Below are 13023 nucleotides of genomic sequence, written 5' to 3'. Positions count from 1 at the left end.
CACGCTCTCGCACCAACCTCACCGCCTCGAGCTTGAACTCCCGGCTGAAACTCCGTCGTCCCATTCGCCACCTCCAGTTCCATCATGACACCTAAACCATGTGTCCGTGGAACCGGCAGCAGCTCAGACTGCTTGGCGTGGTTGCAGGCGCAGACGACAAAGTCGATCGATCTCATCCTCACCGACCCGCCATATGGCCTCAATGTAGCGGGGACGGGAAAGTTTCGCTCAAACAATCGGGCCTTCTCTCCAAGCTCATGGGACACCTCTCGACCATCTCGCAACTACTTCAATGAAATGCGACGTATCTCTCACAACCAGATTATCTGGGGCGGCAACTACTTCGCTGATTTCCTGCCGCCCTCGCGATGCTGGATAGCTTGGTGGAAGAACGACCGCTTGCCACGTCTCAACTTTGCTGATTGTGAACTCGCATGGACCTCATTCGATCGTCCTGCCTATGTCTACAATTGCCGCTGGCGAAGCTCAGTTCGCGATAGCAAGGAAAGTCTCTATCCCCATCCAACGCAAAAACCCCTTGCTGTCATGCGCTGGTGTGTCGAGCAGTTTACCGAGCCTGACGCCCTAATCGCTGACCCCTTTCTCGGCACCGGCACTACCGCCGTCGCAGCTACCGCACTAGGCAGGCGATGCATCGGCATTGAGTCGGACCGTGAGTACTTTGACATCGCGGCGCGTCGGCTCTCAGCATTGCCTTGTTTCTGAGATGCTATAGTTCTGCCATGCGCGTTCTCATCGAAAGTCCCTACGCCGGCGATGTAGAGCGCAATATCCATTACGCTCGTGAGGCAGTTCTCGATTGCCTCAAACGCGGAGAAGCGCCCTAGCATCACACCTATTCTTCCCGCAAGTCCTGGACGACCTGAAACCCCAAGAACGCAAACCTTGGCATAGGAAGCCGGGTTAGCGTGGGGCCAGGCCGCACACAAGACAGTCGTATACGCTGACCACGGCATCACCCCCGGTATGCAGATGGGTATTGACCGTGCTGCACGCCATGGTCGTCCTGTCGAGTTTCGTTACTTGCACAAGCGGGAGGGCGCGCCCACTAACGGGTCACGCTCTCGCTAAAGTGGAGCCCCGCTTAAGCGGGTCTCCACCCTTCGGGCTTCGATCGTTCGCGCTACCATTTCTCGATTTCATACGCGGCCGGGTGCTCGTAACTACCCGGTTTTACTTCCCACAGCACCAAGTACCGCTCACCCAAGCGCGGTACGAGTTCGGCCCTCCTGAAGCACTGTCCGCCTATCAAGATGCTATGGCCGCTCCGCTCCCCGTATGCCATCCCAAATCCCCGCCGTTTATTGAACCAACTCAGCGTGCAGGGCTCGCTGCCGCGCAGCGGAAACGATGACGCACTCTCTGCTTTTACAAACGGCGCTGCAGCTCCACCGGCTGCTACCCCGAACAATGCTCTACGAGAAATCATTGCATCCTCCTACAGCATCTTTAGCCGCTTGCGCATTACTCGCAATACCGCACTTTTGCCCTCAAACTCATTCACCCTCACCACGTTCTTCACAAATCCAGCTTCAATCTTATCCACTAAACGCAAATTCACTTTTCCCGTCACCTCCAATGCCGCTCGCTGCAACGAACCCCACGCACACCACGCAACCGCTTTCTCCGACCACGGAGACACAGCGCGCCCTTTCGCATCGATTGCAAGTGGTCCGTCCGTCCACCCCTGCTTCAAGAGCTCAATCGCCCGCTCGATTACCATCCGTTCAATGCTCTTGCTCATACGCACACCTCCTCAAGCGCAGGGACTAAAGGACGTCCAAGCCCCGACTTCACGCATGAAACCGTGTATGCCGCTTTACGGTAGGCACCATCCCTCAGTCCCTGCACAACCATGCAAGGTTCAACACTCAGATTGCCAGCGGGGCGCGCTACAATAGCAGGAGCATCAATCACGAGCTAGATCATCCGCGCATGCCTGTCGCTGAAATCAGTCGGCGTCAGGCTAGCGAAGGAGGAGACCGTGCTTAGTTCTCTCGATCATGTCTTTCGGCTCCGCGCCTGGACCGTGCGGAGCCACAAGGGCAAGTACTACGTCAGCACCGAGGACCATCCGAAGTCTTGGGGACGCGCGTACAAGACGCTGCGCGCCGCAACCACGGCGATCGCACGGCATCTTGAGCGTGAGTTCGTCGATCGTGCGCGGAGGTTCTCATGAGCACCGAGCGCATACGCGAGCTGAACGATACGTTCCGCAAGGACCCGTTCATCCTCGGCAGGCTCTGCGTCACGCGATCGATCGCGATGATAGCCGGGTGACTTTGCCGATCGTGCCATCAAGGCAGTGCGCGAGTACAGCAACTTCACGCCGGAAAATGATCCCTTTCAAGAGCACGACTTCGGTGCCTTCGACATCGATGGCGAGCAGCTCTTTTGGAAGATCGATCACTTCGATAAGGACATGTAGTTTGGTTCCCTGCCATCATGAGAGCATGCAGGCGACGAGGCGCATATCACAATTATGCGCGCGGAAGAGTGCTGACGCACCATGCTAGAATTCATAACGGTGCCAGTGAGCACACTGGGCGGCTCCAGCGGGGACGCGGAGCCCCCGTTTGGGCTCCCACCAATGTTCACAGCCCATCCCCGCGATGGGCTTTTCTTATGTAAGCCATGTCACGCCGCGCGATCTTGCCGGATGTGATAGACGCGCAACACGACGAGTTCCTCCTCCCGCGCACCGATGTCGATCCGATAGACGATGACGATGGGCAGGCGGGGCACCGGCATTTCGAAGGTGCCGGGGCGTAGGCCCTCGTGGCCGAGGTGCGGATAGCGCTTCAGGAGGGAGAGGACATTGCCGATCTGGCCGACGATGCGCGCGGCGAGAGAGACGTCGACGTCTTCGCTGAACGTCTTGATGCCGTCGAGATCGGATGCAGCGTCTTCCGTGAGACGCAGCCTCATAGGGTCCGATCGAAGATTCCCTTGACCCGCTTGTCGCTGGCGAACATGCCGGCATCGGCCTGGGCGATGGCGTGGTCGATGCCGGCCAATTGCTCGGCGTTGAGATCGTAATCATTGAGCTCGCGCGTAAACGCAAACAGCACCTGGGCGGCGCGATCTTGCTCCACCTCCGGCAGGGTGCCGAGGAGGGCGACGGCCTCTTGCAGAAGCTTGGTCATAAGCTTTCAAGATAGCATAGAGATCGGCGATCACATCGCCGCGAGCTTTGCCCGGAGCAACGCCAGCACCTCGTGCTTCTTGTGGCTATCATTGAATTGCCACAGGCACGGATGCACCTCGTCGATGAGGTCCAGGACTTTGTCTTTTTCGATACCAAGTTCTAGTCCGGCTTTCTCCATTGCACCATGGGCGCAGTAGCGAACCGTACGCTCGTCGCACCAATCCACCGTGTAATGGCCCCACTTGTCTCTCCCGCCGCCCCACGTCCAACCCTTCTCGAGTTTCTTGATCGCTCGACTCAGCACCTGATACTTCCACGGGTGGGTCATGCTCATCCTCCTGCCGGTCGTGTCTGCACGCCTCGCTGAGACAACAACAAAAGTGTGGCGATTTGGGCGTCTCGCCGCTCCGTGGTCGATCGCTGGGGCTACGTCTCTATTGCCGGCCGCGGCGCCAATGCGCGCTCGACAACCTGCAGCAGCTGATCCGTTGAAAACGGCAGCTCTACATAGCCCTGTGCCGCCAGCTCGGTTCCGCGCAACTGCTCCTCAACGTCCTCCGCCCACGCCGAGAGAAAAATGACGGGCACATCGGTAAGGTGCCGTAGGCGGCGGACGAGTTCGACGCCGCTCATCGGATGATTTGAGGCGTCGGTGATGACCAAGTCAGCGGGGGCTTTCCCGAGCGCCACAAGGGCTTCAGCACCATGCGCAAAGGCGCGCACGCCGTAGCCTTGCGCCGCAAGCAGGCTCTGCACGATCTCAAGGATGTTCGGCTCGTCGTTGACGACCACGATCGTGTGCATCGGCCGGGCCTCCGCTCCTGGCGTGCATGCTAGCGCCGAAGGTGGGCACGCGTACAATTCTCTTTAACTCTCCCCTGCTGACCCCGGCGCGCATCGCAATCCCGCGACGCGCTCCGGCCACAGCACGAGGAGAAACTATGCAAAAGCACATTGGCAAGGCGGCGGCAAAGCTCGTCAACGCGCCGCTGAAGACGGCGCGACCGCGCTTCAATCACGAAGAGGCGCCGGAGAAGTTCACCTACGCGCTCGCCGCCCACACCGCCGAGCGTCGCAAGGATGGCTGGTACGTGGCGAAGACCATGCCGAGCTTCGCCAACGAGAAGCCGAAGTGGACCGGCCCATTCATCGACATCGAGAACGCCTGCTTGTCGATCGCGCGGCAGCTTTTCGTCGAGCTCGCCGACCGCCACACGCGCGCGATCGAGACGCACGCCATCGCGCGCACAGATCCGCTCTATGGCCTCAAGCCGACGACGAAGCTGCGCCCGCGTTGACACGATGTACAACGCGATTTGCGCAAAAGCCCGCCCAATCCGGCGGGCTTTTTTGTGTGCTACCATTTGCGCGTCAACTATGGAGAAAGACTTCGACCGGTGGAACGCGACCAAGAAGAAGATCAGCGGGCGTGACGATGAGCGCCTGTTCTTTCATGAGGGCGAGGTGTGGTGGGTGCACCTCGGCGTCAACGTTGGGTATGAGATCGACGGCAAGCACGCACAGTTCTCGCGCCCGGTCATCGTCCTCAAGAAGTACAATCAATATTCGTTCCTCGCGTTGCCGCTGACCACCAACGCGCGCCCCAACAAGTGGCGCGTGCCCATTGGCAAGGTCGCCGACGAGGATGCCTTCGCCGTGCTCTCGCAGCTGCGCAACATCGACAGCCTGCGGCTCATCGAGAAGAAGGGCTCGGTAAAGCGGGAGATGTTGGAGACACTACGAAGAATGGCCAGCCGCATGAATTTCGGCTGACCACCTTCTCATTCTCCCCGCGTATCGCGGGGCGAGCCAAAGGCCATCTGTACGGGGAATCGTAGCATGCCTTCGATGACGCGCAAGTGAAGCGCTACGACCCGAGCGATCGTCGATAGGTGTCCTCGAGGACCGCATCCCGTCGCAATTGCACCTGCGCATACTCCTCGAGCAAGCGCATAAGCAGATGCGCGGCCTTTGCCGTGAGCACCGGATCGGCAATCGATTTGATGATGTCAACCCGCTCTACGAACATGTCCAAATCGGAGGGATGCTTTGCCATGCTTGGGAGTATAGCACGGCCATGGGCGCCTCGCCGCTCGCGGCGAGCGGGCTCTTCTCAGAATGGCACCCACGCTATACAAATTACCCATTGTTTTTTGTGTTAGGGGGCACCGATGTGGAGCCGCTTCATTTTCTGCCTCACGCTGGTCTTTTCGCTTTCTGCAGCTTCGATCACCGCACACGCACAATATGTATCTCCTGGATGCCCGGGTAGGTGGATCAACTACGGTGGCGGGATGGCCTGTCAGTGCCCGGACGGAAGTCTGGCGAACGGCTGGCCGAATATCACGTGCGGAGGAGGTGGCGGGTATCAGCAGCCAAGTGGCGTCAGGTGCTCCAACGGCCGCTACTGTCCAGAGGGCACCTACTGCTCATGGATGCCGGGCCGGTGCGTCCCCGAGGGATCCGTTGACTGTGGTGGATACAGTTGCAGACAGGGTGCTAAGTGTGGCAGTGGCGATCGATGCATTGCCCTTGAAGATGATGATTGCGGAGATGGTTCATCCTGTCACGCGGGCACCGTGTGCTGGCGAGCTCCGGAAGACGTCGAGCAGACCGAAGGGGGGAAGACAACGTGCCAAACTCCCGACGAGCGCGATCGCCTCGCCCGCCTTGTAGAGCAGCAGAAACGCGATCGTCAGGAAAGGAAGGATCGCGAAGCCGCCGAAGCGAAATTCAAAGCTGACGCACCGGCTCGGCAGAAGGTTAGCGATCAACTGAAGAAGGGCCTTGAACAGCAGCGAGACACGGATCTCAAGAAGTCGACCGAGCAGAGGCAGCAAGAGCTTCGCGCCTTCACGGCAGAGTTCGGGCCGCGGTCCGCAAATTGTCGGCTCGTCGAGATGGGGTGGGGTGCGGCAGAGGGAAAGGCGTGCGCCTTGAAAGAGCTGGAAACCGCCCCACCAAAAAACACTGCAAAACTGTCATCGCCACGCGACCCGAGTTGGGCGCGCGCACGCCTTGAGGGCCTGTCACGAGGCGAAAGCAATTCCCTTGAAACACCAACCGCTCCTGCATCGGGTCGTGGAGTAACCAAACAGCAGCTTGAATACCTCCGGCGAAATGTCGCCACACTGCAACCCGAGTCGCGGAGGATCGCACTTGCGCCCCCGCCCGCGGTTCCGCAGCCCGCGCCGCAATCGCTGAGCACCTTTATGTGCGGAGCACCGCCAAATCAAACCGCCTGCCCGGTTACCATCGAAGCCCAACAGAAAACGCAGGAGGTCTACGAGGTGCTGGGGGTCAGCCCCCAGGCGGTGGTCGACAGATTAGAGGAGCGTCACCAGAAAGGCCTCGAGTACCTACGAGACAGCCCGGAAGTCAAAGATGCGTTGCGATCAATTCAGGTCAAGTCGGCAGCTTTCGCCGCGGCTGGCAAGGTTGGAATGGAAGTTGCCGAGAATGCATTAGCCGTCCAATCGATTTTTGAAAGCACAGCAGAGTTCCGCCAAGGCAAGCATTACGAAGGTACCTTGAAGGCTGTGAACTTGCTCTCATCAACCGTGGTTGACAATCGCTTGAAGTTGCCGGCAAGCGATGCGCTCAACCTTGCCGGGGCGGCGAGTACGGCGTACCTGTACGGTTTCTTCAAAGGTCTCTAACTGCTGCTCGTATCAACCCAAGGAATCAACCAAGGGCCGGGCCGAGGTTGCCCCAGGCCAGCAGCGCGATCGGCAGCGATGCGAATACTATGTCGATCAGCGCCAGCCGGCAGTACGGCCCGACGCGCAACCCGAGCCACAGCAGACAACCCAGCATCAGCAGGGCCATGACGCCAATAATCGAATTGGGAAACGGCCCGACGAAGAGCATCGCGATGCATACTGCAGCCGGAATACTGAACGGCAGCAGCGGAACGAGAGCCTCTTTCGGTATCCATCCCTGGTCGAAGCAAAAGACGAAGAACGAATAATTCAGGCGGCCGCTTTGTAATTCCGATTGCCACGACTGTATGGTGAACGGGTTGAAGCCACTCGTCTCCTCCCACCATTGCCGGAACTCGTTCCGAAGACTTGGCGTATGGCGAGGAGGCATAAAATGAGTTCGAACACCCTCAAGCATACCATGCGGGGGCCGATTTACTGACACTCCGGAATTGAAACCCTTCGGCGCAGCACCGCTTTCGCTCCCGCTAAATAGTTCTTCTTTGCGGCCGCAACTCCCATTGGCAGATAGTAGCGGGCGATCATACTTGCGCTGCACGCCCTTGGGAGCGGCGGAGAATTGCACTCAACGATGCGACAGTAAGCAATGCAGCACGCGCGCAGGCTGGCAGCTCCCGTCTCGTCGACAGGAGGCTTGGCAGGTCGGGGGCGGACGCGATCGAGACTCGCCTTGGCGAGCTTGTTGGACGGTTCTAGCTTGAGAACTGTCTGATAGTCGGCGGTCGAGCGATCGGGCCGTCGTGCCTCCTCGAAGGCGAGACCACGCATCATGTAGGCAGCCACATTCGAAGGATTGCGACGGATCGCTTCATCGAGATGACCTATCGCGCCGGAGCTATCCCCTAACGCTAACGACAACGCTCCCGACTGCAAATACGCAATCACATTGCTCGGATTCAAGCGTTTCGCCTCGGAATAGTCGGCGAGCGCTCCGGAGAGATCTTTCTTTGCTTCGCGGGCTGCAGCACGATGGATGTAGAGAACTTCGCGATCGGGCTCGAGCTTGATCGCCGCCGAGAAGCTGTCGATTGCTTGCTCCACGTCTCCCTTCGATAGCGATGCAACACCTCTCTCCTCATGCAATCGGGCGAGCGCCGATCGATATGTAGGGTTTGCGTTATCAAGCCGCGAGGCCGCCTCAAGATCCGCGATTGCCGCGCCGTAATCGTTCTTTAGGACATTGAGACCGGCGCGCGCCGCGAGAGCGGCGGGATTGGTCGGATCGAGTCGGATGGCCTCGGTATAGTCCGCAACGGCTCCTGCAGCATTGCCCTGTCTTCGACGATCGGCACCCCGGAGGTCGTAGGCATGCGCCAGGCGCTTCGACAGTGCTTCGTCACCAAGGCGAATGCCTAGTGCTGCAACAAGGTCGATGACGGCATTGTCATAATCGCCCGCCACAAGAAAAGCGTCAGCACGTCGGCTCCGCGCTATGGCGATCGATGCATCCGGAAGCGCACCTCTTTCAATAAGAGCCGAGCACCCCGAAAGCTTACGTAAGTCGTCGTCGCTATCACAATCTGCCAGCGCAGCGTCCGATGACGGTAGCGGGGGCTCCGCAGACGCGGGCCTTTCTCGTAATGGAGCGCCCGTCTCTACTTTTCTCTCGTCTTCCCCCTTTGCACTTGCGGTCTCTTGCGCTTCGCGCACATAGCGCGAGTTGACCCAGCCAACGTGATCTTTGAAATGAACTTCGATCCAGGTCTCGCCGGCAGTTCGCTTGGCGCGCCCTGTCGCAACAATTCCAGTTGCGTCCGCGGCCAACTCATCGAGAACGTCGGACGCGGCACTGGCGTCGGTCCGCAAGTTCAATTTGTCTCCCTTCGCAGGACCTTGTACGCGAAGCTTGGTACCGGCGCCGACTTGATCGAGCGGCTTCGGATTGGCCGGCGTAGCCCCGCCGCCTTGCGCGTCGGCTGAAGTAGCGGTCGTCGTGATCTTGTCGCTGCCCCCTATTGCGCGCACGTAGCGGGAATTCACCCATCCGACCTTGGACCCATACTTCACCTTGATCCAAACCACGTCGCCGTTCCGGCGACTATCCCCCGACGCGACAATCCCTGAGGCGTGCGCAGGCAACTCGTGGACGATCGCCGACCGCGCGCTCGGCTCTGCCCGCATGTTGAGCTTGTCGTCCTCGGCGGCGTCGGCGATGCGCAGCAAGTCACCCGATGAGAATGGACTGTCTGTAGAAGCTGCCGGTGGCTCTGCTCGTTCTGGTCCGACGTATTTTGAGTTCACCCAACCTTTCTTGCCTTGGTAGATCACCTCTATCCAACCATCACTTCCGTCTTGGTGCGTGCGACCCGTCGGCATGAGACCAGCCGCATTGTGCGGAATCTCCAGGAGCGTGGCTGTTTTTGGATTCGCCCATTCGCGCAAGTTCAGCCGATGTGCGGATGGAACGTTTCTGACAATGAGAGGCTGCTGAACCGCTTCTTGTGCTGTGCCGTGAGCCGCAGCGAGAAGAACAAGACCGAACACTAAGGGGCGGGCAAGCACGACGAACAAACCATAGGTGATCCAAAATCGTCAGTGAATATTAGGCGGCTTGCAAAGAGCTCTCAATGCTCAACTTTAGGGCGCCTCGCCGGCCACGGCGGCGACCGGGCCGTCGTGAACCGAGCCCGCTGCGCGGTCTCGGCCCTGCGGCTTCCGTCCCTTCTGTAATCCGATCTCGGCCGTCAAGCGAAAACAGCGCCGCAAACTCCACTTCCTTCCATCTCGTTCTTCCTCAAATGCAAAAGGGCGGCGTCCCGCTCGCGGACTGCGAGCAGTTGAAAGTTGTTGGGCTGGGCGGCCCCGCCCAATCGGTGGGGTCACGCTCTCCTGTGCCCTCCGGGCACAGCCGAGCCGCTGCGCGTCTCGGCCCATTCGGGGTACGATCGTTGCCGCGCAAAGCATGGTCGTCCAAGCTGACGGCGCGTGCTCGCGTGGAAAGCACCACAACGCACAGGGACGGAACCGGACTGACCAACTCGACGATAACCTGTAAATCGTGCCGTCTTGCACCACCTGGACCGCGCTTCTGTTCGGAGTCGACGCGATGTCGCTCCATGATGGGGTCCGGCAAGGAGGAGATCATCCAAGCTAACGGCACGTGCTGGTTGCTCGGAACGATAGCCGCACAGGGATCGAAGCGGATCGATCTCACCCACCGTCCTCGGCAGCGCAACGCGCGGCTGGCCGGAAAGAATGCTAGACGCAGGATCTGCCATCGGCAGACGCCGCGCCGAACTCGAAGTCTGTTCCGTCTACCCACATCCGATGCATGATGACGGCGAGCTTGCGCGCCACGGCGACACAAGCCTTCTTCATGCCGACCTTCTGAGCGAGCTTCACGCCCCACGCCCTCAGGCTCGACCATTTCCTCGAGATCCGCAGGTGTGAGTTGGCTGCCTCGTAGAGCGCGTGCCGCAGCATCTTGTCGCCGCACTTGCTGATATTGCCCGATCGGTCCATCTCGCCGGATTGGTAGATCCGTGAGGTCAGCCCCAGATGCGCGCCGACGGACTTCGAGTTCCTGAAGCGCGCCGGGTCGTCGATCGTCGCCTTGTAGAAGAGGCTCACGATCGGGCCCACGCCAGGGACGGTCATCAGCCGTTTGCACACCTCGTCCTTGCGCGCCATCTGCGAGAGGCGCCGGTCGATCAGCGCCGCCTGCCTACGCATCTCGTTGCGGGCCGTGAGCAATGGCTCGATGGCGGCCTTGAGCTCGGGGGCGTCGTCGAGCAGAGCCGCGACTTTCGCGGCGAACGTGCAGCGGTAGACCGCGCCGAGCTTCAGGCCGTATACCTTGAGGAGACCCCTGATCGTCTGCTCGATTGCCAGCATGTGCTCCACGAACACACGCCGCGCGATCAATGTCGTGCGCAACAGCTGTGATTGCTTGCTCTTCACATGCACGGCCCGAAAGTGCCCAAGGCGCAGCATCTCGGCCAGGCCGTGCGCGTCGGTCTTGTCCGTCTTGTTCGGGCGCGACGACAAGAACTTCTGCGCGTGCCGGGTCTCCATGCAAACGACGTTGAAACCGCATTCCTGCAGAGCGCCGTAGAGCCACTCTGACAATGGACACGCTTCGATTCCGACGAGCCTGATCCGCTTGCGGTAGGGTGTGATTGCCTTAACCAAGGCAACCGGCTCGCTTAGTGCCTTCCCCTGCCGGACTACTTTGCCGCGCTCATCGACGACGCAGATCGAGACCGTCCTGAGCGATACATCCAAACCGACGAACAGAGCCATGGCCCTTCTCCCTCTTGTGCTGGTCCGAATCAGTCCAGCACCACGATAGCGGGAGGCTGGGATCGGATTACCCCAGCTGGCGCACATCCCGCGGCTGCACGAAAGGCGCTTAGGAAACCCACTTACGGTGTCCGGATCTCGACGCGTTCGACCGTCGGGTGCACGGATCGAACGCACGCCATCAGGTCATCCTGGTAGTGGCTCTTGATCCAGGTGGCGAGGAATTTCACCGGGACCGAAAACGTCGCCGTCTTACCATCACAGCCTGTGAATTGAACGCTCGCAAACCAGGCGAAGAAGATATCGTAGCCGAGGCGTTCACGCAGCGCGGTCCGAATGCGCGCGCCGGGCGATTGCTCGATTTCGGCCGACAGCGTGCCCTTTTGCGCCGCGATGCCGTCCTGCGCCTCGTCCGGCAACAGCGCCCAGACGATGCGCATGAGCATGTCGCCGTAGACCCAGTTTTGCGTCTTCTGGGCGCGAACGACGAGCCGCTGCACGAGCTCGTAATCGTTGCGGCTCCCGGCCTTGAGACGCGCCGCTACGGCAGCGCCGAAATCGCTCTCCTCACCCATAGCGCACTCCTACCCCATCTGCGCGAGCTCGCGAGTGTAATCCTCGGCCGATCGCGCGGTAAGTGCGCAGAATGCATGGCTATGGCGTTCAGCACCGCCGCGATTGCTTCGCCGTGCGCGCGCTCTCCGTGTGGAACTACCTAGCGTCCGACATAGCGGAACTGATGATTGTACACGGCGTCGATCTCTTCGCTGCGTTTCTTGAGCCGCACCACTTCCTGCTGGAGCCCCAAGCCCGCAGCGCTCTCGATCGCGTGCGAGAGATTGAGGCAGGCATCTTCATAGTGGTCCTTCACGTTGTGCGGCGCCGCGTCGTACATCGCTGCGTATGCCGCCTCCGCACGCGCCTCGTAGTCCGCCATCTCGACTTTCGCGGTCATCGGAGTTCACACCTCTAACGTCGCCATAGCTTGCTCCGGAACGCCACCCATCCTAGGATATTTATGTTGGTACGTGGCACTTGGGAGACCGAAACTCCGACGACATCACGAACGCCGTCGCCGACTTCCACGCCATAAAGCCGTACATCAGCTGCATGCGCCGCTGTCGCTCGCCAATGTCGTCCGGCAGCGGCACGAACACGGTCCAGTCCCCTTCCGGGGTGAGCACGCGAAGGCGCGGTACCACCTGCTCACGGGCGAGGACAATGCCGACCGAGAACTGCAACTCGTCGATGACCTTGTCTTTCATCCGGACAGCCGTGACCGCGTGTTGGCATCGAAGTGGAAGCTTGGCAACTTAGCGTGCACTCCGAGTGCATGCACGTAGCGGGGGTTTGGATTTCGGGCTGGGAGGGATCGCGACGGCGGTTCCTCCCAGTGCTGTTGATGAGCGGTCGCCGCTCGACTTCACTTATCCCCCTGCCACAGACAGCCTCCCGCTGACCTCGCGCTATCATATCCCAAGGCCCAAGACCTAGTCTTTGCGCCTCTCCGCAATGGTCGACGAAATCACGATTGACGGTGTTCCATTCATCGCCGCGCGCACCGCGGCAGCTACTGTCGGCATCTCGCCCGACTACCTGACACGCTGGTGCCGCGAGGGCTTGGTCACCGCGCACCGCCTCTCGAGCGGCATCTGGTTCGTCAACCTGCAATCCGTCCAGCAATGTCTCGCCGAACGTGAAGCGCAAAAAGCGCTCTGGCGCGCGCAGCTCTCGCAAGGTCTCAAGAAAGAGCGGGCGCTCGCAACTTCGTAGTCTATGCCCCGCAACCTCCCGCCGCGCATCCAATCCCACATCACCCGCGCACAGCGCCGCCGCTTCATTGCTGCTTCACTCTTCGGTCTCTGTCTATTTGCCGGTGCGGCGACGGCG

Annotated in this window: 20 protein-coding genes; 7 read left to right on the top strand and 13 right to left on the bottom strand. The window is 60.1% G+C overall.

Features of this window, described 5'->3' with window-relative positions:
- The first annotated feature begins 132 nt into the window (after positions 1-132).
- Entirely contained in the window at positions 133-726 is a 594-nt protein-coding gene (locus F9K20_RS19780) for a DNA methyltransferase (protein ID WP_291006053.1), read from the top strand.
- A gap of 733 nt (positions 727-1459) precedes the next feature.
- Here the strand turns inward: F9K20_RS19780 and F9K20_RS19775 are convergent.
- A complete protein-coding gene (locus tag F9K20_RS19775) occupies positions 1460-1765 on the bottom strand; it encodes a hypothetical protein (RefSeq protein WP_291006050.1) in 306 nt (101 codons plus the stop codon).
- Positions 1766-2005: 240 nt separating this feature from the next.
- Between F9K20_RS19775 and F9K20_RS19770 the strand changes: the two genes are divergently transcribed.
- Both F9K20_RS19770 and F9K20_RS19765 read left to right on the top strand, forming a co-directional pair.
- A complete protein-coding gene (locus F9K20_RS19770; RefSeq protein ID WP_291006047.1) occupies positions 2006-2200 on the top strand; it encodes a hypothetical protein in 195 nt (64 codons plus the stop codon).
- Positions 2201-2317: 117 nt separating this feature from the next.
- A complete protein-coding gene (locus F9K20_RS19765) occupies positions 2318-2449 on the top strand; it encodes a DUF3768 domain-containing protein (RefSeq protein ID WP_291006058.1) in 132 nt (43 codons plus the stop codon).
- Between the two features lie 209 nt (positions 2450-2658).
- Here the strand turns inward: F9K20_RS19765 and F9K20_RS19760 are convergent, their stop codons facing one another.
- The 4 genes from F9K20_RS19760 to F9K20_RS19745 all read right to left on the bottom strand — a co-directional run bounded on the left by F9K20_RS19760 (position 2659) and on the right by F9K20_RS19745 (position 3961).
- Positions 2659-2949 carry a type II toxin-antitoxin system RelE/ParE family toxin gene (locus F9K20_RS19760; RefSeq protein WP_291006044.1) on the bottom strand — a complete coding sequence of 97 codons (291 nt, stop codon included), beginning with the start codon at positions 2947-2949 and terminating at the stop codon, positions 2659-2661.
- On the bottom strand, positions 2946-3167 hold the full coding sequence (locus F9K20_RS19755; RefSeq protein WP_291006041.1) for a hypothetical protein: 222 nt from the start codon (positions 3165-3167) through the stop codon (positions 2946-2948). The genes F9K20_RS19760 and F9K20_RS19755 overlap by 4 nt, the downstream gene beginning before the upstream one ends.
- A 30-nt stretch (positions 3168-3197) precedes the next feature.
- On the bottom strand, positions 3198-3497 hold the full coding sequence (locus F9K20_RS19750; protein ID WP_291006038.1) for a hypothetical protein: 300 nt from the start codon (positions 3495-3497) through the stop codon (positions 3198-3200).
- Positions 3498-3595: 98 nt separating this feature from the next.
- A complete protein-coding gene (locus F9K20_RS19745) occupies positions 3596-3961 on the bottom strand; it encodes a response regulator (RefSeq protein WP_291006035.1) in 366 nt (121 codons plus the stop codon).
- A 149-nt stretch (positions 3962-4110) separates the two neighbouring features.
- On the opposite strand from F9K20_RS19745, the gene F9K20_RS19740 reads away from it, so the two are divergent.
- Positions 4111-4467 carry a hypothetical protein gene (locus F9K20_RS19740; protein ID WP_291006032.1) on the top strand — a complete coding sequence of 119 codons (357 nt, stop codon included), beginning with the start codon at positions 4111-4113 and terminating at the stop codon, positions 4465-4467.
- A gap of 79 nt (positions 4468-4546) precedes the next feature.
- On the top strand, positions 4547-4942 hold the full coding sequence (locus F9K20_RS19735; RefSeq protein WP_291006029.1) for a type II toxin-antitoxin system PemK/MazF family toxin: 396 nt from the start codon (positions 4547-4549) through the stop codon (positions 4940-4942).
- 94 nt (positions 4943-5036) lie between these two features.
- Here F9K20_RS19735 and F9K20_RS19730 read toward each other — a convergent pair whose 3' ends face one another.
- On the bottom strand, positions 5037-5198 hold the full coding sequence (locus tag F9K20_RS19730) for a hypothetical protein (RefSeq protein WP_291006026.1): 162 nt from the start codon (positions 5196-5198) through the stop codon (positions 5037-5039).
- A 529-nt stretch (positions 5199-5727) separates the two neighbouring features.
- On the bottom strand, positions 5728-6009 hold the full coding sequence (locus F9K20_RS19725; RefSeq protein WP_291006023.1) for a hypothetical protein: 282 nt from the start codon (positions 6007-6009) through the stop codon (positions 5728-5730).
- Positions 6010-6105: 96 nt separating this feature from the next.
- Between F9K20_RS19725 and F9K20_RS19720 the strand changes: the two genes are divergently transcribed.
- Positions 6106-6828, top strand: coding sequence for a hypothetical protein (locus tag F9K20_RS19720; protein ID WP_291006021.1), 723 nt, complete (start codon positions 6106-6108; stop codon positions 6826-6828).
- A 25-nt stretch (positions 6829-6853) separates the two neighbouring features.
- Here the strand turns inward: F9K20_RS19720 and F9K20_RS19715 are convergent, their stop codons facing one another.
- From F9K20_RS19715 to F9K20_RS19690, 6 genes are all read right to left on the bottom strand, one after another.
- On the bottom strand, positions 6854-7261 hold the full coding sequence (locus F9K20_RS19715; protein WP_291006018.1) for a hypothetical protein: 408 nt from the start codon (positions 7259-7261) through the stop codon (positions 6854-6856).
- Between the two features lie 44 nt (positions 7262-7305).
- Entirely contained in the window at positions 7306-9393 is a 2088-nt protein-coding gene (locus F9K20_RS19710) for an SH3 domain-containing protein (RefSeq protein ID WP_291006056.1), read from the bottom strand.
- 696 nt (positions 9394-10089) lie between these two features.
- Positions 10090-11133, bottom strand: a complete 1044-nt coding sequence (locus F9K20_RS19705) for an IS110 family transposase (protein ID WP_291006015.1) — start codon at positions 11131-11133, stop codon at positions 10090-10092.
- A gap of 122 nt (positions 11134-11255) precedes the next feature.
- Positions 11256-11708, bottom strand: a complete 453-nt coding sequence (locus tag F9K20_RS19700; protein ID WP_291006012.1) for a DnaA N-terminal domain-containing protein — start codon at positions 11706-11708, stop codon at positions 11256-11258.
- 140 nt (positions 11709-11848) lie between these two features.
- Positions 11849-12088, bottom strand: coding sequence for a hypothetical protein (locus tag F9K20_RS19695; protein ID WP_291006009.1), 240 nt, complete (start codon positions 12086-12088; stop codon positions 11849-11851).
- A 61-nt stretch (positions 12089-12149) separates the two neighbouring features.
- Complete coding sequence (locus tag F9K20_RS19690; protein WP_291006006.1) at positions 12150-12398, bottom strand: hypothetical protein; 249 nt, start codon at positions 12396-12398, stop codon at positions 12150-12152.
- Between the two features lie 247 nt (positions 12399-12645).
- Between F9K20_RS19690 and F9K20_RS19685 the strand changes: the two genes are divergently transcribed.
- On the top strand, positions 12646-12906 hold the full coding sequence (locus F9K20_RS19685) for a hypothetical protein (RefSeq protein ID WP_291006004.1): 261 nt from the start codon (positions 12646-12648) through the stop codon (positions 12904-12906).
- The last annotated feature ends 117 nt before the right edge of the window (positions 12907-13023 follow it).

Source organism: Hyphomicrobium sp. (assembly GCF_009026145.1).
In the GTDB taxonomy this organism is placed as follows: domain Bacteria; phylum Pseudomonadota; class Alphaproteobacteria; order Rhizobiales; family Hyphomicrobiaceae; genus Hyphomicrobium_A.
This window is presented reverse-complemented; position numbering and strand designations above follow the sequence as displayed.

What these genes read in the sequence shown, in the direction of transcription:
- F9K20_RS19750 (WP_291006038.1), bottom strand. Translation starts at nt 3,497, where the DNA reads ATGACCCACCCGTGGAAGTATCAGGTGCTGAGTCGAGCGATCAAGAAA.
- F9K20_RS19695 (WP_291006009.1), bottom strand. Translation starts at nt 12,088, where the DNA reads ATGACCGCGAAAGTCGAGATGGCGGACTACGAGGCGCGTGCGGAGGCG.
- F9K20_RS19735 (WP_291006029.1), top strand. Translation starts at nt 4,547, where the DNA reads ATGGAGAAAGACTTCGACCGGTGGAACGCGACCAAGAAGAAGATCAGC.
- F9K20_RS19740 (WP_291006032.1), top strand. Translation starts at nt 4,111, where the DNA reads ATGCAAAAGCACATTGGCAAGGCGGCGGCAAAGCTCGTCAACGCGCCG.
- F9K20_RS19690 (WP_291006006.1), bottom strand. Translation starts at nt 12,398, where the DNA reads ATGAAAGACAAGGTCATCGACGAGTTGCAGTTCTCGGTCGGCATTGTC.
- F9K20_RS19755 (WP_291006041.1), bottom strand. Translation starts at nt 3,167, where the DNA reads ATGACCAAGCTTCTGCAAGAGGCCGTCGCCCTCCTCGGCACCCTGCCG.
- F9K20_RS19700 (WP_291006012.1), bottom strand. Translation starts at nt 11,708, where the DNA reads ATGGGTGAGGAGAGCGATTTCGGCGCTGCCGTAGCGGCGCGTCTCAAG.
- F9K20_RS19715 (WP_291006018.1), bottom strand. Translation starts at nt 7,261, where the DNA reads ATGCCTCCTCGCCATACGCCAAGTCTTCGGAACGAGTTCCGGCAATGG.
- F9K20_RS19685 (WP_291006004.1), top strand. Translation starts at nt 12,646, where the DNA reads ATGGTCGACGAAATCACGATTGACGGTGTTCCATTCATCGCCGCGCGC.
- F9K20_RS19730 (WP_291006026.1), bottom strand. Translation starts at nt 5,198, where the DNA reads ATGTTCGTAGAGCGGGTTGACATCATCAAATCGATTGCCGATCCGGTG.
- F9K20_RS19775 (WP_291006050.1), bottom strand. Translation starts at nt 1,765, where the DNA reads ATGAGCAAGAGCATTGAACGGATGGTAATCGAGCGGGCGATTGAGCTC.
- F9K20_RS19705 (WP_291006015.1), bottom strand. Translation starts at nt 11,133, where the DNA reads ATGGCTCTGTTCGTCGGTTTGGATGTATCGCTCAGGACGGTCTCGATC.
- F9K20_RS19760 (WP_291006044.1), bottom strand. Translation starts at nt 2,949, where the DNA reads ATGAGGCTGCGTCTCACGGAAGACGCTGCATCCGATCTCGACGGCATC.